The sequence below is a fragment of the Candidatus Paceibacterota bacterium genome, assembly GCA_035583355.1.
In the GTDB taxonomy this organism is placed as follows: domain Bacteria; phylum Patescibacteriota; class Minisyncoccia; order Phycocordibacterales; family UBA6899; genus JAJZQJ01.
Window position 1 is genome coordinate 110628 of the sequence record DATEZQ010000001.1, and the last position, 18823, is coordinate 129450.

An 18823-nucleotide genomic window follows, 5' to 3' on the forward strand; every position below is an offset into this window, starting at 1 on the left:
GCAATCAAACGAAAAAGACCCATCTCGTGGGTCTTTTTCTTAGCGCTTATTATCGATGATGCTTTTTTGATAATCCTCTCGCTCTTTGCATGCACTACAGAGGCCAAAGTATTCCACGGTATGATAGGTGATGCTGTCGTAGTGGGGGACTTGTGCCCTAAGCTCTGGCTCAAATCCTTCGTAGAAACAACCTTCTATGTCATCGTGACGCTTGCATCCGGTGCAGGTAATGTAATGATGATGTCTTTTGTCATCATGTAGTTCATAATACGCTGCATCCTCACCGAAGTCATCGCGATGTACAATGCCTTTCTTTACGAAAGTTTCAATAGTGCGGTAGATGGTGACCATATTCATGTCTTCGTCAGTCATTTGTACGCGCTCGAATATGTCCTTCACACGAAGTGGTTTCTTTGCATCCGTAAGTACGCGAAGTACTTTTCCTCGGGCGCCAGTTGCCTTGAGGCCCGTCTCACGAATGACTTGAGACATTGATTTGGTTTCGCCTGGCTGATGTTTTGTTGTTTGCATACATAAATTGTATAGTAAGTTGCAATAACAACAATATCACAATTGTGGACAATCTGTGGATAGTGACTATATGAACATATAGTGTCATCCTGTATAGAGAAAAACCGCAATCTATGGCTAGTACATGCGGTTTTGTGAAATATTACGAGCCCGTCTCCGGTTCTGCCATACGGATATTGTCCTGCTCAGTGAGTATTGCATTACGAATATCAGGATTGATGTATTGATTGACTGAAGAGAACGGGAGTACAAATTCAACAGAGGTGCGCGTTCTTGTGGTCGGATCTTCCTCCGTATCGACACTAATCAATAAACCATTTTTGTTAAGTGCGTGCTGATCATCACGCAACAATGATTGGTTGATTTGAGTAGGGGAAAGTGCTTTTGCACTTTCAAGTTTTGATATCTGAGTAGCAATGCGAGTCATTGTATCTGTACCAATGAATAAGTCTTTAGACTCTATAACTTTTGCATGCATCAGGTCAAAAGTAATATAGCGCACGAATTTTTGTGGATGTGGAATTTGCGCAAGCATCGTGCTCTCGGTGAACGCGATGGTTATGATGCGCGGTGTTGTAAGTAAGACCTTTGCATTCATTGTGAATGTATTGATCATGGAAGCGCTTGTAGATGCAGTGACCGTACCACGCTTAAGCTCAGAGGAGAAACGACCCACTGCGTCTTCAACAAAACGTGCGATATATGCATTCGCTCGATCCGCAGCGGTATGATCGCTGAGAATCTTTACCTTTGGAGTATCATAATCGAGCACCGTTGGACCAGAAGGGTCATCTCGGTGCATACGTTCAATCGTAATAAGTGGAACTTCTTTTCCGAGCGCTGAAGAGAGTGGGGTAACTACTCTGTTCGCTTCTTCGTCTTGCTTGCGCTGCTGCCAAAAATCATACCCTGCATAGGTAAGTCCTGAGAGTAGGAGAATGGCAATGAGCGCGCGTGGGTTCATATTTAGTGTGATGAAGCAGTTACTTCGCTTTCTTGCATTCTTGCCTTAGCCCGCCGAGCAGTGCATTTTGTGCATCGGCAACCAAAAGGCTTGATGTGCACATTGAAGTACTCCTTACCATAATCGTAAGTGATTTCCTCGCCAAGAGCAATAGGCTTTGTTGAAGTGATCCATACGTGACCTTTCTTGATATCGCTTTCTGCGTTCGGTGCACAGGAGTGATTCGCATAGCGTGCAGTATTGTAGCGAGGGCTTCCGTCGATGTCTACCTTGCTGCTCACGTTGAATATATATTTATTGGCGTCTTCATCTGAGGATGAGCGAACGATTCCAATATATTCAATAATTTTTACTCCCTTGGGGATTGCTTCGGCTGCGAAGAGTCCGAGGCCGGCGGCAGAGCGTTTTACTTTCAACTTATATGCAGCGTGCGGGTCGGTGCGTGTTTCTATAATCATACAGTGCTTCTTATCGTACTGAATTCCCAGGAACTTGAAAGGGGATAGTGCTATTGACAATGCTATATAGTGTGTTATTATTACAAACGAACTGCTCATCGAAAGGAGGTTCACATGCTAGGGGAAAGCAAGATCGCAATGCTCGTCATGATGCTCTGTTCGCTGCTCTCTGCAGGCGGACCGCGAAGAAGTAATCAAGTCTACATTCCAGGAAAGCAGACTGATTTCTATCTCTATGAGAAGGGAGAGGCCTCCTGGTATGGACCTGGCTTCCATGGCAAGACAACTGCGGGCGGAAAGACGTTTAATACATATCACTTCATGGTGGCACACAAGACGCTTCCTATAGGTGAAGTCATTTGTGTTCGTAACCCCGCAAACAACAGAGTAATCGTTTGCGAAGTTGCTGATCGTGGCCCATTCGTTCGAGGTCGCATAATTGATCTTTCTTATACCGCCATGAACCGGCTCGGTCTCGTTAGTAGCGGACATGGTATGATCGAAATCTATCGAACCGCAGACGCGCGAGTTCGTCAGTGAGGGTGCAACATGTGCCCTCACTTTTTTAGTCTCAAAAAACGCCGAACCACTTGATTCTTTGACATATACTTCTTATCATGTTACTATAGACTTATCTCATCAGTACTCCACGCAACGCGTTCTGCATTCAGCAGTTTGGGGGTTTATGGGACGCGTAATGTACTCCGCAATCTTCATTCGTGAAGTTGCACACTCTTGTAGGCATGGCCTACTGTTTCAATCATTTCTCCTAGTGCTTCATGCCTAGTTATCTTGAGAGATACTCGAAATAAACCTCAGCACTTACTTGTTGTGCTTTGTTGTGTTTTATTTTTGCATTGCGCCTTAAATCAAATTTGAAAATGGAAAATAATCAGAATCAGGGAGCGCCTCGTCGCGACCATTCTACGGCGCGTAATGCGCGCTATGGTGCAGTACGATTCAATCCTCGCAATGAGCGCGGACCTCGCCCAGCACCCACTGCTCCTGCAGCAGCTCCAGTAGCACATGCTGCGCCAGTTGCTCGTCCCGCAGTAAATCCTAATGCTCCACGCCGTCGTCCGATGGTACTTGGTGGTATTGGTGGTGGTGGTCGCTATGAGCCAAGTGAACGCGAAATGCGCCGCGCTCGTAAGGGACCAGAGGCGCTTGCCGCAGACGATGTCTATAAGGAGGTCGTTGAGGGCAAGAAGCCTGCACGCCCAAATACAAAGAAGTCCGGTCAGCCCGTCATCGACGCAGACCGTTTCATCAATCGCGCAGTCACTGTAGAGCAAGACGCTCCGTATATGTCGAAGCATCAGTTCGTGGATTTCAAGATCCATGATCAAATCAAGGCAAATATCACCGCGAAGGGCTATGTTATCCCAACTGCAATTCAAGACCAAACAATTCCTCAAGCACTTGAGGGTCGTGACGTCATTGGTATAGCAAATACAGGAGAAGGAAAGACCGCTGCATTCATTATCCCGATGCTTGATAAGCTCATCCGTCATCCACAGGGTTCACTCCTCGTGGTGACACCAACGCGTGAGCTTGCAGTGCAGATTGAGGAAGAGTACATGGATTTCAGTAAGGGCATGCACATGCCGTCTGCACTCCTTGTGGGTGGTCAGGCAATGGGTCATCAGACTGAGCGTTTGCGTAAGGGCGCACGTGTGATTATCGGTACGCCAGGTCGTATCAAGGATCATATTGAGCGTGGTAATCTCGTTATGTCTCGTGTGCACAACTTCGTCCTCGATGAGGCTGATCGTATGCTCGACATGGGTTTCATCAATGACATCCGATTCCTCATCGCCAAGATGCCTGAGGTGCGTCAGACGCTTTTCTTCTCTGCAACATTCGCAAAGGAGATTGAGGCGCTTTCGTCTTCATTCTTGCGTGATCCTATCCGCGTTTCCGTAAAGAAGCGTGAGACCGGCAAGAACATCAACCAAGATGTTATCTATGTCGCCGATCGCCAGGAGAAGTTCCAGAAGCTTACCGAGATCCTTGCACGCCCCGAGGCGGAGAAGGTACTCGTCTTCGGACGCACCAAGCACGGTGTCGATAAGCTCGGACGCATTCTCTTCCGTTCAGGTTTCGCGGCGGTCGCCATTCATGGTGACAAGTCGCAGCGTGAGCGATTGCGCGCGCTCCGTGACTTCAAGGAGAACAAGGCGAAGATCCTTGTCGCTACTGATGTCGCAGCACGTGGGCTTGATATCCCTGATGTCTCACATGTGGTGAATTACGATGCCCCAGAAAACTTCGATGACTATGTACACCGTATCGGTCGTACGGGTCGCGCAGGCAAGAAGGGTACCGCATTCACTTTTGTGGAAAAGGCATAAACTAAAGTATTTCTCGTTCGTTCCAGCAATTCAACTATACATATATGTCAATTCGTTTAGATAAACTCGTTGTCGATAGAGGTTTTGCTCCCTCGCGAACGCGTGCACAGGCCATGATTGAAGCAGGGAAGATCTCCGTAAATGGGCAGGTCATTCTCAATACTTCGCGTGGTTTCGCGTACGATGCCGAAATTGTTGCACTCGAACCCGATATCCCTTGGGTTTCCCGTGCAGCATTAAAGCTCGTGCGTGCACTTGATGCATTCGCAGTCGATCCCAAGGATCGTATTGCGCTCGATATCGGCGCGTCGACAGGCGGCTTCACGGAAGTGTTGCTCAGTCGCGGCGCAAAGCATGTATATGCTGTCGATGTCGGTACGTCACAGATGCACGACAAACTCCTCTATGATGATCGCATTACGGTCAGAGAAGGTGTACATATTCGAGATGTTAAGTCAGAAGACTTCGCCGAAGCACCATCACTCATTGTCATTGATGTCTCATTCATCTCACTCAGTATTGTGCTTCCAATAGCTGCTCAATTGCTTGCCCCGAAGGGCGACATTGTTGCGCTCATTAAGCCTCAGTTCGAAGTAGGAAAGGAAAATATCGGAAAGGGTGTCGTCCGCGACCCAGAGTTACACAAAGCCGTACGTGAGCGCATCGCGCTCCTCGGCAAAGAACTCGGATTCAAAGTACATGGCCCTGTCGATTCACCTATCGAAGGCGGAGACGGAAACATTGAGTTTCTTATCCATCTCGCAAGGTAATAAAAACACCGAACATCGTTCGGTGTTTTTATTCTGTTGGATGAGCGCTTGGTGGTCCAACGATTGCCTCTTCCTTTGCAAGGCAAGCATTATAGATAGATACTTCATCGTTGTATGCAGTAATGATGCCTTTGAGATTCACGAGAAGGTCATTATGCTGTCCTGCGGTCGTATTGTATTGTTCAATTGCGGCATTTGTTTCTGCACGAGAGGCCGTCCCCGCATCAATTGTTGCTTTAAGGGCATTAAGTTGTGCGGTCAGTTCATCAAGTTTTGCTTCAGAATTTTTGATGAGAGTTTCTTTTTTTGGATCAGGTAGAGCACAGTCTGGAGGTGGCCTACCGAATTCTTGTACCGCATACCAAACTTGTCTTCCCTCATAGGCTCCCATGATTGCAGCGACACCAATCTCTGTGTACGCTTTTTTGAGAATATTTGCACGATGTCCGGGAGAGTTCATCCATCCATCCATCACATCACTACTACTCTTGAAGTCACCAAGCGCGAGATTCTCTCCGACTAACGAATATGCATAACCATGAATGGCTGCAAGGTCGCTGACGTTTACGCCATCTGGGGATTTGTGTGCAAAGTATTGCTTTGCAATCATGTCCTTAGCCTTAGCAAGCGCCTCTTCTGCAAGTTTTGGATTCCATGTGAGCGCTTGTGCACCATCTTTTGCACGCTCTTGGTTTGTGATCACGATAATTTCTAGGGCATCTAGCTTTGATGGCGTAAGGGCACTTGGTTTCGGTGCAATCTTGACGATGGGTTGAGAAATCGCAGCCTTAGGAGCTTGGTTAGTTGTAATAGGGGTCTTTGGGGTTAGGGGGGCCGCGAGGGAACCATTGGTCGGGTCAGAAGTTTTGTTTGAATCTATTGTGCTGGTTGCAACGAAGGACGTCGTTGGTACTTGGACAACGATTCCAGGAGAAAATACCCCCACAACTGAGGTGAAAATAAAGAGTATGATTTTCGTAACCCAAGAGGAGAAATTCATAGAATTAAGTATAACATGCTATAATGCTAGCCATATGGCAAAGAATACAAAAGCAGCAGTACCGGCAGTTGCAGTAACAAAAGAGGCAGCACCGCTTACCATCATTAATAAGCCTGAAGCGAAAGTAGCACGTGATCCTCATACTCATGAAGATATTCTTGTCGGCGCAAAGCATCATAATCGCACTTCACGTATCGCATCGGAGTTTGAGAGAGGATTGCAATTCATCCGTCGTTATGAGAAGTCAGTGACGATTTATGGCTCAGCACGTTTCAAGCCAAACAATGTGCACTATAAGGATGCGCGCGCACTCGCCGCACGCTTTGCAAAGGAGGGTTATGCAGTCGTGACGGGAGGAGGTCCGGGTATTATGGAGGCAGGTAATCGCGGCGCACGTGAGGCGGGTGGTGCTTCGATTGGACTCAACATTGAACTTCCATTCGAACAGATCATCAATCCGTACGTCACTGATTCGATGTCGTTCTACTACTTCTTCTCACGAAAGACGACGATGTCATTTGCATCTGAGGCTTATATCTACTATCCGGGAGGATTTGGTACACTCGATGAGCTCTTCGAGATTCTGACACTCATTCAGACAGGTAAGATTCGTAAGATTCCGATCTTCCTTGTTGGTTCTGACTTTTGGGCACCACTTGAGGAATTTATCGAGAATGTCATTATGCGCGATCACGGTGCCATCGACAAGAAGGACTTGCAGCTTTATACCGTCACCGATGATCACGATCTTATCATCAAGTCGGTATTGTCTGCTCCAGTTTATCGATAGAAATTATAAAAACCGCATGACTGCGGTTTTTATAATGTATCGCGTAATCTTGCGGTGAAGAAGATGGTGAAGAGGATCGCAATACCAGAGAGCATCAAGAGCTGAGAAATATCTACAATACGCAAAGACAGTAGTGTCGCACCGATTGTGGGGACAATGAGCCAAGCAAGCGGGCGGGCGCGTCTATAGAATGCGATGAGCGAGGGATGCGCGTATTCAATGCGCTTAAAGAAGAAGGCGTCTGACATTGATTCCGTTGCAGTTGCACCGATGCGTGAAATGATGAGTACAAGTGCCCAGAGCCAGAAGGTCTGCTGGTGTTCCGCGAGCATTGGGATAGCAATCAGCGATACACCCATCAGCGAAATGCCAGTGATAATCATTTCCTTCTCTCCCATGAATTTGTCAGCGAGCCAGCCAAATGGAGTAGGAAGGATGACGAACATCGCGAGTGCAATTGTAATGATGTACCCAAATTTATCATAAGTGAAGCCAATATGTTCCACAAAATAGAGTGGAATATAAATGGTCATCATGACATAAAATGTTTGCAGTGCGAATTGTGCAGAAAAAACAGGAATCAAGTCTGGTGCTGCAGTATGAAGCTCCTTACTTGGTAGCAGTGGAACATCTTCATAGCCCGGATCACTGAAGTCCCTGAATGATGCCCAGATAATGAATGGAATCGGGAGTGCTGCGAGTGCAGCTGCTATATAAACATAGCTCATTTGATATCCCTCCGCGATCACTCCACTGAGTGCGGGGGAGAGCATAAAGCCCAACGAACACATTGCAAAGAAGATTCCATGGAGAAAGCCCATTTTTGCCTCACTCACATATCGTGATACATAGATATCTAGTGCAGCAAAGAGAATTGTTGTATCAAGGGTTATGAGGAGATAGGTAAGCACTGTCAGCGGGAGTGGAATAGGCAGTGCAATGAGTAGTAGTCCAAGTGGGAGTGTTATTGAGGCGAAGAGCGATACCTTCGTGTTTCCATATTTGCGAAGTAATCTTGGTGCGACGAGGAAAAACGCGAGCGCAATCGCAGCAGTTGCAGCAAAGATATATCCAACGAAGCGGTCAGGCTCTGGGGTGATTGGCATGAGCGCGCGTGCAAGATAGGATGAATCAATGAACGTTGTGAAGCCCACTTGAAGAGAGACGAGGAGGCCAATAACGGAGAGTACAATCAGAGATTTTTTTCCTGTCGGTGTGTTTTCCATTGGTGAATTATAGCATGAACATGCCTTAGAATATGGGGATATAGAGGCCATCTCATATGTTATACTAGAAGGGACATTTATGTTTGATTATTATATCCAGTCCTATAATGATTTTGTTGCATCGCCGTATTACGAGCCGACGTTGGTGTTCTTGGGCTATGCGTATAACGTAGTTACTGCTTTTGCATTCATTTGGGCGCCACTTTGGATGTGGGACGTGCTGGAGCCCATGCTCCAAAAGCTTAAGCGTGCAGAATTTCTCAAGAAGCTGGAATTTACGACATTGGAAATTCGCGTACCTCGAAACATAGATAAATCTCCGCTTGCTATGGAACTCGTTTTGCAGGCTTTGCATCAGCCATTCAAGCCAACTAACAGACTGGAGAAAATCACAAAAGGGAAGGTGAATTCTTGGTTTTCCTTAGAGATGGTCTCTACAGAAGGTGCGGTACATTTCTATGTCTACACTCCAAAGGAGTATGTGAAACTGATAACGACACATCTCTATTCTCAGTATCCTGATGTTGAGGTGCATGAAACTCCCGATTACGTAACGAAAGTTCCATTTGGTCGCGATAAGGAAGAATGGGATCTGCACGGTACCGAATTCATTCTTTCAAAGGCAGATCCATACCCTATAAAGACTTACGTTGACTATGGTCTTGATAAGCTTGATCTCAAAGAGGAGTTCAAGATTGATCCAATGACCGTTGTTCTTGAGTATCTTGGTTCTATTGGACGTGGTCAGCATGCGTGGATTCAGATTATGATTCAAGCGCACGAGGAGCGTTATGAAGTAAAAGGTCAGTCTCGCGATTGGGATAAGCTCATCATTTATCAGGATTATGAGGGCTTCAAAAAAAGTAAGCCTAAAGGAAGAGACTGGGGTAAATTCTTTGAAGGAAAGTGGTGGGAAGTTGGCAGTGAGGATTGGATGAAATTCGTTACGAATAATTGGTGGACTCCTGCAACTCAGGATTGGAAAAAAGAAGCAGACAGCCTTATTAAGGCGCTCAAGGAAAAAGCGGGAGATAAGATGTCTGCCGTGCAGCGAAAGGAGATAGAGGCTATGGAGCGCTCTGTTACAAAGAATGGATTTGATGTTGGTATACGTGCGCTTTATATTGCGCGCAAGGATAAATATGATCCATCAAATATTGCAGGTCTCATGGGCGTGCTTAAGCAATTTTCATCCGTAGAACTAAACGGTTTCAAGGATAATAATGTTACGAAGATCGACAAAAAGCAGAAAATCTATAACGATGCAGATCTTGTAAAAGCAAAAAAGAAAATGTTTGATAAGTATTTGCGCAGAGGATTCTTCTATGAAAAGGGAAAGCCTTTTGTTCTCAATACAGAAGAGCTTGCGACAATATTTCACTTCCCAGGAAGAGTGTCAGCAACACCAACATTCAGTCGCATCGAATCACGCAAGGCCGAGCCGCCAAGCAACCTTCCAATCTAGCTTCAAAGCTAGATTGTATTGCTCATTCAAGACCAATTATGGATAATATTGTTGACCTTTCCACAAATCTGCAGAATGGCGTGCCGTCAGTGCCGCCCCCAAAGCATGCTTCGCATACAGTGTTTTATGTTATTACCTCAATACTTCTTTTGTTAACATCGGCAGGACTCGGTGTGTTTTATGCATTTATGTTCACTCCACCGGTAGATTTCGTTCCTCGTACTATTGTGCGTATTCCCGATGGAGCAAGTGTCCAAGAAATTGCTACGGTGCTTACAAATGCACATATTATCAAGTCGCCAGAAGCTTTTGCTGTACTCGTGCGTATTAAGGGTGATGATACACGCATGCATCAAGGTGAGTATTATTTCGAATCGCCGACAGCACTTCCATATGTCATTGATCGTATTGCAGCTGCTGATTTTGGTATTGAAAATGTAAAAGTGCTCATCCCTGAAGGGTATACCAGGCAAGAGATGGCAAAGGTATTTGCGGCTGAATTCCCAGATTTTTCTGCTGACGCATTTATGAATGAGACCAAGGATATGGAGGGATATCTATTTCCTGACACTTACCGTTTCTTCCGTACCGCGACGAGCGGCCAGGTGGTAAGTGATATGAGAAAGACTTTTCAGCTCAAGACTGCGGACTTACAAAAGGAGGCACAGCTACAGGAAAAGAGATGGTCTGATATTGTAATTACTGCTTCTTTAGTAGAGCTAGAAGGGAAGACTGCTGAGGATCGTGCGAAGATCGCGGACATCATCTATCGAAGAATTGCGGCGAATATGCCCCTGCAGCTCGATGCCCCATTTCTATACATCATGAATAAAGCCTCGCTCCAGCTCACTCAGGAAGATCTTTATACGCAGTCTCCCTATAATACGTACCGCAATAAAGGTCTTCCGCCGACCCCGATTGCTTCGCCAGGACTTATGAGTATCAGTGCTGCACTGCATCCCATTGCGAATGAATATCTCTATTATCTTTCGGATAAGGCAGGCATAATTCACTACGCTAAGGATTTTAATGAGCACCGAAAAAATAAGCAGCTCTATTTGAAGTAGTGATAATACACCCATATGCTTGGGTGTTTTTGTTTTTCTGTGCACATCGGGCTGATATTCTTATGCTATAATTGAAGCATATATGTCCTTCTTTAGAGGTCTTTTCTCTGGTAATAGTGTTGCGCGGCACATACTTGTCGTCGATGTAGGCTCTGGTTCTATCGGAGTAGCTTTGGTGCGTTTGGAAAAGAGTGCAACTCCAATGATTTTGGGTACCGCACGTCAAGTCATACCATTTCAAGAGAAACTTAATGTACAGCGTTTTGTTACGCTCATGCAGGAGTCGCTCAATGCTGCGACCGATGCAGTCATGGAGCATAATAAGGATATTATCCCTCATACGGTTATGTTTGGACTTGCTTCTCCTTGGAATACATCCCAGACAAGGCTCGTTCATCTCGACCAGCCCGATGACTTTCTGGTTACCGAAAAAGGATTAAGACAGATCATTGAGAAAGAGGGAGGCATGTTCACTTCTGCGCCTTTTGACCCTAATGGACCAAAGGAGCTCATGAAGAACGTACTCATTGAGTCACGCGCAATGCAGATCAAACTTAATGGATACGAAGTTGATTCACCAATTGGACGACGGGCTCGAGAGCTTGATATCGCACTCTATTTGTCGGTGATGCCCGAGCGTATTAAGGATTCGTTCTCAGATACAATTGGTAGGCGTTGGCCGCATGCCGACCTACGTTTCCACTCATTCATGTATGCTGCTTTCAACGCAGTTCGCGATACATTTGCAGAGAGCGCCTCGTTTGTGGTGGTTGATGTTGCTGGTGAGGTAACCGATGTTGCCCTTGTGCGAGATAACGTTCTCCTTGAGTCGCTCTCTTTCCCGCTTGGCTATCATGCAATTACTCGAATGACGATGCGAGAGCTCGGACTTCAAAGCGCTGCGGCGGACACTGAAGTTGCACTCTATCTTGAGGGTAAGTCGAGTGTAGAACGAGCGAAGCAAATGGAGCAGATCTTTGCAAAAGTTGTGCGCGAATGGAAGCTTTTATTTATCGGCGCACTTACACAACTTGGAGAGCAATATCCGATTCCTCATGTTATTTACCACTTTGTGGATGAAGAATACGTTACTTATTACGGGGACGCTATGCGTGAATCAGGGAGTAGGGTATTTGGTGAAGAACAGGGTGACTTTACCGTTCATTCTCTTGATGAAGAGTTCCTTCTTCGCTTTATGAAGCTTGCTGAGGGTCAGCGTGCAGATATCTTCTTGTGTGTTATTATTATGATATTAGACAAGCTTCTTGAGGCTGATTTGAAGCATTAATTCTAAGCTATGATCAATCGTACTGATTCACTCGAAGGTGGTAATGAGACTCCGGCGCCAAAGCGTCGCATTATTCGACATATTGTAAGGCGAGTTCCAAAGCAGCAACCTGTTGCTGATGTTTTGCCGATGACTGCAGCTGATGCAGTTGCTGCACAGGTGCTTTCAAAGAATGCGCAGGCTGAGCAGAAAGAGCCAGAGGTAGTCTTGCCCTTGAGCCCCGTGCGTACACCAATGACGGGCCGCGTACTTGAGCCGAGTGAGGAGGCGCATGCATTACTATCTGCCGATGAAGATGAGAAGCCATTCCCGGTAATTGAGTATCCTGCAATGCCAACAATTGAGCCGAAGAATATGGTGCTCGAGCAGTTTGCTGCGCGCAAAGAGAAGAGTCGCGATGAGTTGAAAGCAGCGACACCTACTGTTCCCGCTGCAACGGGCCGCAGTCCTATTGAAAGCATTTGGCCATATATTGCCGCTGCAAAACAGCATACAAGTGAGTCTCGCGATGAGCGTGAGGTTGAAATGCCAAGCGCAAATGATCGTCAGCGTTCTGAGAGTGTCTCAGAGTTTGAACCGGAGCATAACTATTTTGCTTGGATACCTTGGGTACTTGGACCTATTATCGTTATTGCGCTCATTATTGCGGGAGTGTCATACTTTTCGGGTGCAACAGTTGTGATCACGCCGAAGACTGCGCAAGCGGATCTCCTTGCAGATCTTTCTACGGTAAAGAATGGTGATCCAGTAAAGGAATATCCACTTTCTGTGCTCGCAATCGAAGATAAGGTATTTGTTGATGTTCCTGCTACAGAGTCAAAGACATCAGTGGCAACAGCATCAGGCAAGGTGACTTTGTTCAACAAGCAGACTGTTGCCCAGAAGCTCATTAAGACTACTCGTTTTGAAGCCACAGATGGAAAGATTTACCGCATTCATGAGAATGTAACTATTCCTGCAGCAAAGGCAGGGAAGCCAGGTACTCTTGATGTTGTTGTTTATGCAGAATCATCTGGCCCAGACTATAATCGAAAGGGTCCAGCTGAATTTACGCTTCCTGGATTCAAGGGTAAGCCACAGTTCACTCAGGTAGGAGCAAATCTTACTGGCGAAATTTCTGGTGGTTCAGCAGGTGTAAAGAAGTCTGTTCCAAATGATGTGCTTGATGAGGTTGCTCAGAAGCTTAGAATTGAGCTTGAGAATAAACTCCGCGCTCGTGCGACACAGGAAATACTTCCAACACAGATTGGATATGAAGCCTTGTATCAGTTTACCTATAAGGAACCTGTACTCGAGGCGTCAGATGCGCCTGAGAAGGCACGAGCAGTGCTCGCAGGTACACTTTCCGCACCAGTATTTGATCGCGCAATGCTTACTAAGGCACTAGCGAAACTGGCGCTTAAGGATTATGTAGATGAGGACATTTCTCTTGCGCATATTGAGTTGCTTCCTATTAAGTATGTCGAGGGACAGAAGGTTGATCTCATGACCGATGAAAAGGTGACGTTCCATGTAGAGGGAAGTGCAAACTTCATTTGGAAGGTAGATACCGATACATTCACTCGTGCTTTGCTTAATGTTTCAAAGGATGATGTGAAGAAAGTGATGACGAGATTCCCAAGCATTGATCATGTTGATGCGACATTGAGGCCTTTCTGGAAGCAGTACTTCCCGGGGAGTGTGAAGGATTTCGTGGTGACGGTGAAATAGGATAATATAAATGCAAAAAGCGCCGAGCGGCGCTTTTTGGTTTTGATGCGAGGGGAGCCAAAAACCGTTCCGGTTTTTGACTCATTGAACGCTTCGCGTGCATGAATCAGAGTCGAGTTCCTCGCCCCTTCGTCTCTAAGTATTCTGCTCCAAGCATTCGCAGAATACTAAGAGCGAGTAGGGCCAGGGCTCACCGACCGTGCACGCGGCTGGATTTCTCACGGCCCTAGCAAGGGCCGGACAAATCAGCGCCGGGTGACGGTGCCCGGCTCCGCCCTTCGAGTTCTCGAGGGGGTGGCAGCACATAGCAAAAAAGACGCTTTCGCGTCTTTTTTGTATGCTGTCCCCCCTCGAGGACTCGAACCTCGGACCGTCTCGTTAAGAGCGAGCTGCTCTACCAACTGAGCTAAGGAGGGATGGGGATATAGTACCAAATCTACAAAATATTGCAAGTGTTTTACATAAAGAAAAAGGTGTACAACGCTGTGTTGTACACCTTTTGAGGTGGTCATGCGCGGCCTTATTCATCGAGGAATTCCTGCATCTTCCAGAGCTCGTCGCGCATGAGCGTGAGGATCTTGGGGTTCTCGATGCGGCCGTGGCCGTGGCGGTATTCACCGAGCTTGTCGGTGCAGATGTGCTCACCGGTGGTCTGATTCACGCGGTGCTTCTTCTTGACGAGGCACGAGCACTCATCCTTCTTTGGAATGAGGATTTCGACCGTAAAGGTCTCGGTCGGCTCACTCACATCGTCGGCGCGGGTGCGGGCGACATGGGTGACGAGGCCGACACGAAGCTTCTGGGTCTTGTGCTTTTTGGCAGCGTCGCGACTGAGCACGACGTTCATGCCGGCATTGATGGGGTCAAGAACGATGGGAAGCATGTGCACTCCTTTGATATGCGTGATTGAGGAACTGCTTGTCGCATAGTAACATACAGTATACAAATGTCAAGGAATGAAAAAGGCTCGCATTGTGCGAGCCTCGTTGGCCGGAGCCAGGGAAGTACTAGTCCTGATCCTCAGGAAAGGTGATCTCCGAGAACATTCCCGTGGGGATGTTCTGGACATCATGGGTCGGCGTGGCACCGAACCGCTTGCTGCACTCCTTGCACGTGGCCAGGCCATGGCGGTGATTGAAGCGGAGTTCTCCCTTGCAGGAGTCGCACTTCTTTTTGATCACAGGCTTGGCCATCGTGACGGTCGTGACGCCATCCCGATAGTGGGACTTCACGAAGCCGACGGAGCTCGAGAGCTTGAGCTTGGCGACGATCTCTTTCGAGAGGACGACCATGGTGCCGGGGGAGAGCTGAGAGTTCATCAGAACCCTTTCAAGGAAAATGGAACGGAACGTCCGATCCGTTGTTACAATAGCATGGATTAGGGTGGAAGTCAATAGGTGGGGATACGATACGAGGGGAGCCGAAAAACCCTGCGGGTTTTTGACTCATGGAACGCTTCGCGCACAGGAATCGGAGTCGAGAGACTCGCCCCTTTGTCACTAAGTCTTTTGGCGTAGTAACGCCAAAACGACTAAGTGCAAGTAGGGCCAGGACTCGCCGACTGCGCGCACGGCTGGATTTACCACGAGCGAAGCTCGGGTAAATCCGCGCCGGTGCGGCAGTAGCACCGGCTCCGTCCTTCGAGTCCCGCTCCGGGTCTCAGTGGTTAACAAAAAAGAGCTTACGCTCTTTTTTGAACCACTGTGCCCGGGGCGGGACTCGAACCCGCACGCCCGTGAGAGCGGGAGATTTTAAGTCTCCTGCGGCTACCATTACGCCACCCGGACAGTGCTTCTATCGTAACCGAAAATGAGCAATATTGCAAAGAAAAACCGCCCTGATGGGGCGGTATGATGCTTAGCAGACGGGATGTCCGAGGCGCATACGCACCGCTTCAATCACAGTCTGAATCGATGAATCTTCAAGGGGGTTACTAATGGTGAAATTGGCACGGCTACCAATGTCTGAGGTAAATTGTTCATTCAACGCTGAGTCTTCTTTGAGGAATTGTTCCCAAGTCATTGTATCCTCACCAGACTTCTCTTTTCTTTCAAGGAGGCGTTTGAAGCGCACTTCTTGGGGTGCGGTGACATAGATAATGAGGTTCTGCTTGAAGCTGCGCACTGCCTCCTCGTCGGTTAACCAGCGCACGCCATCTAGGAAAAGAATTTCCTCTGTCATATTCTTTGCACGCGCAACGAGTGCACGGGAAAGTGTTCCTTTCCCAAAGCCACTATCGAGAAGTTGTGCCATGACCTGAAGGTTTTCTCGAGACTCTGTGATGCCAAAAGTCTTAAGCCCTTCGGCGAGTATACTTGAAAATCGAAGTTCTTTGAATGAATGCGGAAAGATTGCGCTCCGAATGAGTCTCATGGCAGTGCTTTTGCCCGCACCGTTTTCCCCGACGAATCCAACACAGATCGGTTCAGACATAGATGCTCCTGTAGAGTACTTCTTTATCCAATATAGCGTGAATGATGTATTTTGCAATGGAATGTGTGATAGTGGTATACTATTGTATATGGATAACACTGCAAATTTCATTTTCGGGATTGATGTGACGCGTAATGATATTACTCCGACCGAGGTTCGTGATGCGCTTATTCCTTGCTTTGCTGCTGCTCATCGCATGGCGCTTTTGGAACAAGAGAAGCCTGGCAATCTTTCACCACGAGAGTTTGATGGAATGAGTCTCGCAAATGCGGAACTGGTAATCAAGAAATTCTTCTATGAGCTTGGTGCTGATTATGATCATCCGACAAAAAAGAATCTAGAGGATGTGATATTGAAACTAGCAGAGTATTCAAAGAATTTTAGAAGTGATGCGGTGATTAAGCAAAATAAGCAGGAGATGTGGAGGTTGATTGATAGGTTGAGTTAGAATACAGAATTACAATACAAGGGCACTCAAAAACCTTGGGGTTTTGAGTGAAGGAGCGCAAGAACGCGCGAAATCGGAGTTCGGGAATCGGTCACAAGTTTCTAAGTTTTCTTCTCCGCACTGCTCGAAGAAAACTAAGAACTCGCGACCCCGACTCGCCGACTGCGCGCACGGCTGGATTTATCACGGCTCAGAGAGCCGGATAAAATCAGCAGCCGGTGCGGCAGTAGCACCGGCTCCGTCTTTCGATTCCCGCCCGTGCTGAAAAATGAAACAATCCCAAAGCTTTCGCTTTGGGATTGTCATTTTGAGGCACGGGCGGGAATCGAACCCGCGCATGTCGGTTTTGCAGACCGAAGCGTTACCACTTCGCCACCGTGCCGTCCCGCTACTATAGCAGTTTTTAAGGAAAAAGCAAAAGAGGCCGAGGCCTCTTTTTACTTCTCTTCTGTAGTTAGTTCTTCTTCATCAAGGAGCTCCGTCACACGCTGTCTATTGTATTCACCTTCATCGATGAGAAAGCGTACATAAGGGATGACATGCAACTTTGCTCGCTTCTTCATGAAGTCGCGAAATTCTTCGCGACCACGGTTGAGGAAATCGAGTGCACCTTTTTCTGCAGTGCGAGGCATCACGGAGAGCATGATGTTTGCCTGCTTCAAGTCATTTGAAAGCATGATACGCGTCACTGTAAGGAGCGACTGCCTGTTGGTATGTCGTGCGACATACTGTGCGGCAAGGTCCTTGATGACGTGTGCCATACGCTCATCCTTGATTTGGTAGATCTTGTCTTTTTCCATTATTGTTTGCGTTCAATGATAAATGGAACAAGAATATCGCGTTCTGCAATGGTCATGCGAGCCTCTACCATGAGACCACAGTCATTGCCTTCAAGTACTTCGGGAGATTTCATCTTTGATTGCTGGAGCTCGAGTACGCGGCCTTCACCAATCTCTACGCCACGGCGCATGATTGTAAAACGTGCATCACGAGTGATCTTTCCAGACTCAACTCGTCCTCCAAGAACCTGCTTATCCTTCTGCTCAGAGAAGAAGCGCAGTACCTTTAGTTCGCCAAGCTTTGTCTTGACCTCGACATGGGGAGCACGCTCCTTGATGAGGCCATCGATGAACTCGGTGAGCTTGTAGATGATATTGAAATCGTGTGCAGGAACGTTATTGCGCAAGATGAGCTCAGCGGCAAGGGGATCGGTCTTAACGCCAAAAGCGATAATGACTGCACCTTCTGCGCCGACTGCGAGCTTTGCGTCGTTCTCACTGATATTTCCAACGCCCTTCGAGATGATACGGAGCTGGACTCGTTCATGGCTAAACTTCGCAAGTTCACCCTCGATTGCCTCGAGTGTTCCTGCAACATCCGTTCGGATGATAAGTGGAATGACCACGGTATCTTTGTTGCGATTTGCGGTGAATGTCTTACCTGCGGGTGCAACTGGAAGCGTTGCTGCTGCCTCGGCCTCTTTCTTCGTCATGACCATGGTGACCGTTGCGCCCACCTTTGGTACGCTTGACCATCCTGTAATACGAATAGGTGAAGAGAACGTTGCACTGTCGATTGGCTTACCGAGATAGTTCTCGATTACGCGGAGGGGGACATATGAACCTTCGCAGACTGCGAAGCCACCTTTCTTGATTGTTCCATTGAGGATAATGAGTGTTGCGGTTGCACCCTTCTTTGGATCCATACGTGACTCAATCACAACAGCTTCGAGGGGAGCATCATACTCACCAGTAAGCCCTTCGAGCTCTGCGGTAAGGAGGAGGAGGTCGAGAAGTGCATCGACGCCAGTACCGCTCTTGGCAGAGATTGGTGCGAACGAAATATCGCCACCGTAACCTTCAACGAGAATGTCTGCTTCGGCAAGTGTCTGCTTTGTCTTCTCGATATTTGCATTCGGCTTATCGATCTTATTTATCGCGACCACAAAAGGAATACCCGCTTCCTTGATGGCTTTGTATGCTTCGATTGTTTGTGCCTTCACTCCGTCCTCGGCAGAGACAACGAGTACTGCGATATCAGCAACCTTTGCGCCACGAGCTCGCATTCCGGTAAACGCCTGGTGTCCAGGAGTGTCGAGGAAGGTGATGCGCTTGATCTCGCCAGTAGGAGTCTTGTGGTCAACCTCATATGCACTAATGTGCTGAGTGATGCCACCAGCTTCTGTAGCGACGATATTGGTATTGCGGATATAGTCAAGAAGAGTGGACTTTCCGTGGTCCACATGTCCCATGATGACGATGATTGGTGGTCTTTCAGACATAATAAAATTGCGAGTAGCGGGTAATTAACGTGCAGTGA

The 18823-nt window shown here is 47.4% G+C and carries 19 protein-coding genes and 3 tRNA genes; 10 read left to right on the forward strand and 12 right to left on the reverse strand.

The genetic code is table 11. From position 1 onward, the window contains the following. Positions 1–39: 39 nt before the first annotated feature. The 3 genes from VJ579_00595 to VJ579_00605 all read right to left on the reverse strand — a co-directional run bounded on the left by VJ579_00595 (position 40) and on the right by VJ579_00605 (position 1953). Positions 40–531: a Fur family transcriptional regulator gene (locus VJ579_00595; protein HXK37555.1), complete on the reverse strand. Its 492-nt coding sequence runs from the start codon at positions 529–531 to the stop codon at positions 40–42. A 142-nt stretch (positions 532–673) separates the two neighbouring features. Then, positions 674–1495 (reverse strand): hypothetical protein, encoded by an 822-nt coding sequence (locus tag VJ579_00600; protein HXK37556.1) that lies wholly within the window; start codon positions 1493–1495, stop codon positions 674–676. 2 nt (positions 1496–1497) lie between these two features. After that, complete coding sequence (locus VJ579_00605; GenBank protein ID HXK37557.1) at positions 1498–1953, reverse strand: SET domain-containing protein; 456 nt, start codon at positions 1951–1953, stop codon at positions 1498–1500. Positions 1954–2067: 114 nt separating this feature from the next. Here VJ579_00605 and VJ579_00610 point away from each other — a divergent pair, with 114 nt between their 5' ends. From VJ579_00610 to VJ579_00620, 3 genes are all read left to right on the forward strand, one after another. Continuing rightward, positions 2068–2493 (forward strand): septal ring lytic transglycosylase RlpA family protein, encoded by a 426-nt coding sequence (locus VJ579_00610; protein ID HXK37558.1) that lies wholly within the window; start codon positions 2068–2070, stop codon positions 2491–2493. Between the two features lie 341 nt (positions 2494–2834). Then, positions 2835–4307 carry a DEAD/DEAH box helicase gene (locus tag VJ579_00615; GenBank protein ID HXK37559.1) on the forward strand — a complete coding sequence of 491 codons (1473 nt, stop codon included), beginning with the start codon at positions 2835–2837 and terminating at the stop codon, positions 4305–4307. Positions 4308–4351: 44 nt separating this feature from the next. Continuing rightward, a complete protein-coding gene (locus tag VJ579_00620) occupies positions 4352–5077 on the forward strand; it encodes a TlyA family RNA methyltransferase (GenBank protein ID HXK37560.1) in 726 nt (241 codons plus the stop codon). Between the two features lie 28 nt (positions 5078–5105). On the opposite strand, the gene VJ579_00625 is transcribed toward VJ579_00620, so the two are convergent. Further along, positions 5106–6077, reverse strand: a complete 972-nt coding sequence (locus VJ579_00625) for a CAP domain-containing protein (GenBank protein ID HXK37561.1) — start codon at positions 6075–6077, stop codon at positions 5106–5108. Between the two features lie 34 nt (positions 6078–6111). Between VJ579_00625 and VJ579_00630 the strand changes: the two genes are divergently transcribed. Beyond that, a complete protein-coding gene (locus VJ579_00630; protein HXK37562.1) occupies positions 6112–6867 on the forward strand; it encodes a TIGR00730 family Rossman fold protein in 756 nt (251 codons plus the stop codon). Between the two features lie 29 nt (positions 6868–6896). Here the strand turns inward: VJ579_00630 and VJ579_00635 are convergent, their stop codons facing one another. After that, entirely contained in the window at positions 6897–8093 is a 1197-nt protein-coding gene (locus tag VJ579_00635) for an MFS transporter (protein HXK37563.1), read from the reverse strand. Positions 8094–8172: 79 nt separating this feature from the next. Between VJ579_00635 and VJ579_00640 the strand changes: the two genes are divergently transcribed. The 4 genes from VJ579_00640 to VJ579_00655 all read left to right on the forward strand — a co-directional run bounded on the left by VJ579_00640 (position 8173) and on the right by VJ579_00655 (position 13623). After that, entirely contained in the window at positions 8173–9558 is a 1386-nt protein-coding gene (locus VJ579_00640) for a hypothetical protein (protein HXK37564.1), read from the forward strand. Between the two features lie 38 nt (positions 9559–9596). Beyond that, positions 9597–10625, forward strand: coding sequence for an endolytic transglycosylase MltG (gene mltG, locus VJ579_00645; protein HXK37565.1), 1029 nt, complete (start codon positions 9597–9599; stop codon positions 10623–10625). 82 nt (positions 10626–10707) lie between these two features. Continuing rightward, positions 10708–11913, forward strand: a complete 1206-nt coding sequence (locus tag VJ579_00650) for a hypothetical protein (GenBank protein ID HXK37566.1) — start codon at positions 10708–10710, stop codon at positions 11911–11913. Positions 11914–11922: 9 nt separating this feature from the next. Beyond that, positions 11923–13623 carry a hypothetical protein gene (locus VJ579_00655; protein ID HXK37567.1) on the forward strand — a complete coding sequence of 567 codons (1701 nt, stop codon included), beginning with the start codon at positions 11923–11925 and terminating at the stop codon, positions 13621–13623. Positions 13624–13966: 343 nt separating this feature from the next. Here the strand turns inward: VJ579_00655 and VJ579_00660 are convergent. After that, a tRNA-Lys gene (locus VJ579_00660) sits at positions 13967–14039 on the reverse strand. 104 nt (positions 14040–14143) lie between these two features. Further along, on the reverse strand, positions 14144–14506 hold the full coding sequence (locus VJ579_00665; GenBank protein HXK37568.1) for a hypothetical protein: 363 nt from the start codon (positions 14504–14506) through the stop codon (positions 14144–14146). Positions 14507–14693: 187 nt separating this feature from the next. Between VJ579_00665 and VJ579_00670 the strand changes: the two genes are divergently transcribed. Continuing rightward, entirely contained in the window at positions 14694–15005 is a 312-nt protein-coding gene (locus VJ579_00670; GenBank protein ID HXK37569.1) for a hypothetical protein, read from the forward strand. Positions 15006–15327: 322 nt separating this feature from the next. Here the strand turns inward: VJ579_00670 and VJ579_00675 are convergent. Then, positions 15328–15410, reverse strand: a tRNA-Leu gene (locus VJ579_00675). A 70-nt stretch (positions 15411–15480) separates the two neighbouring features. Next, a complete protein-coding gene (locus tag VJ579_00680; protein HXK37570.1) occupies positions 15481–16056 on the reverse strand; it encodes an AAA family ATPase in 576 nt (191 codons plus the stop codon). 88 nt (positions 16057–16144) lie between these two features. On the opposite strand from VJ579_00680, the gene VJ579_00685 reads away from it, so the two are divergent. Continuing rightward, positions 16145–16504 (forward strand): hypothetical protein, encoded by a 360-nt coding sequence (locus VJ579_00685; GenBank protein HXK37571.1) that lies wholly within the window; start codon positions 16145–16147, stop codon positions 16502–16504. A 310-nt stretch (positions 16505–16814) separates the two neighbouring features. Here VJ579_00685 and VJ579_00690 read toward each other — a convergent pair. The 3 genes from VJ579_00690 to infB all read right to left on the reverse strand — a co-directional run bounded on the left by VJ579_00690 (position 16815) and on the right by infB (position 18785). Continuing rightward, positions 16815–16886 (reverse strand) — tRNA-Cys (locus VJ579_00690). A gap of 55 nt (positions 16887–16941) precedes the next feature. Continuing rightward, on the reverse strand, positions 16942–17304 hold the full coding sequence (locus tag VJ579_00695; GenBank protein HXK37572.1) for a ribosome-binding factor A: 363 nt from the start codon (positions 17302–17304) through the stop codon (positions 16942–16944). Next, positions 17304–18785, reverse strand: a complete 1482-nt coding sequence (gene infB / locus VJ579_00700) for a translation initiation factor IF-2 (protein HXK37573.1) — start codon at positions 18783–18785, stop codon at positions 17304–17306. Before infB ends, VJ579_00695 begins: the two co-directional genes overlap by 1 nt. Positions 18786–18823 lie beyond the last annotated feature (38 nt).

Bases quoted from the DNA above. Each gene is read 5' to 3' on its own strand.
- VJ579_00595 (HXK37555.1), bottom strand. From the start codon at position 531: ATGCAAACAACAAAACATCAGCCAGGCGAAACCAAATCAATGTCTCAA.
- VJ579_00600 (HXK37556.1), bottom strand. From the start codon at position 1,495: ATGAACCCACGCGCGCTCATTGCCATTCTCCTACTCTCAGGACTTACC.
- VJ579_00605 (HXK37557.1), bottom strand. From the start codon at position 1,953: ATGATTATAGAAACACGCACCGACCCGCACGCTGCATATAAGTTGAAA.
- VJ579_00610 (HXK37558.1), top strand. From the start codon at position 2,068: ATGCTAGGGGAAAGCAAGATCGCAATGCTCGTCATGATGCTCTGTTCG.
- VJ579_00615 (HXK37559.1), top strand. From the start codon at position 2,835: ATGGAAAATAATCAGAATCAGGGAGCGCCTCGTCGCGACCATTCTACG.
- VJ579_00620 (HXK37560.1), top strand. From the start codon at position 4,352: ATGTCAATTCGTTTAGATAAACTCGTTGTCGATAGAGGTTTTGCTCCC.
- VJ579_00625 (HXK37561.1), bottom strand. From the start codon at position 6,077: ATGAATTTCTCCTCTTGGGTTACGAAAATCATACTCTTTATTTTCACC.
- VJ579_00630 (HXK37562.1), top strand. From the start codon at position 6,112: ATGGCAAAGAATACAAAAGCAGCAGTACCGGCAGTTGCAGTAACAAAA.
- VJ579_00635 (HXK37563.1), bottom strand. From the start codon at position 8,093: ATGGAAAACACACCGACAGGAAAAAAATCTCTGATTGTACTCTCCGTT.
- VJ579_00640 (HXK37564.1), top strand. From the start codon at position 8,173: ATGTTTGATTATTATATCCAGTCCTATAATGATTTTGTTGCATCGCCG.
- mltG (HXK37565.1), top strand. From the start codon at position 9,597: ATGGATAATATTGTTGACCTTTCCACAAATCTGCAGAATGGCGTGCCG.
- VJ579_00650 (HXK37566.1), top strand. From the start codon at position 10,708: ATGTCCTTCTTTAGAGGTCTTTTCTCTGGTAATAGTGTTGCGCGGCAC.
- VJ579_00655 (HXK37567.1), top strand. From the start codon at position 11,923: ATGATCAATCGTACTGATTCACTCGAAGGTGGTAATGAGACTCCGGCG.
- VJ579_00665 (HXK37568.1), bottom strand. From the start codon at position 14,506: ATGCTTCCCATCGTTCTTGACCCCATCAATGCCGGCATGAACGTCGTG.
- VJ579_00670 (HXK37569.1), top strand. From the start codon at position 14,694: ATGGGTCGGCGTGGCACCGAACCGCTTGCTGCACTCCTTGCACGTGGC.
- VJ579_00680 (HXK37570.1), bottom strand. From the start codon at position 16,056: ATGTCTGAACCGATCTGTGTTGGATTCGTCGGGGAAAACGGTGCGGGC.
- VJ579_00685 (HXK37571.1), top strand. From the start codon at position 16,145: ATGGATAACACTGCAAATTTCATTTTCGGGATTGATGTGACGCGTAAT.
- VJ579_00695 (HXK37572.1), bottom strand. From the start codon at position 17,304: ATGGAAAAAGACAAGATCTACCAAATCAAGGATGAGCGTATGGCACAC.
- infB (HXK37573.1), bottom strand. From the start codon at position 18,785: ATGTCTGAAAGACCACCAATCATCGTCATCATGGGACATGTGGACCAC.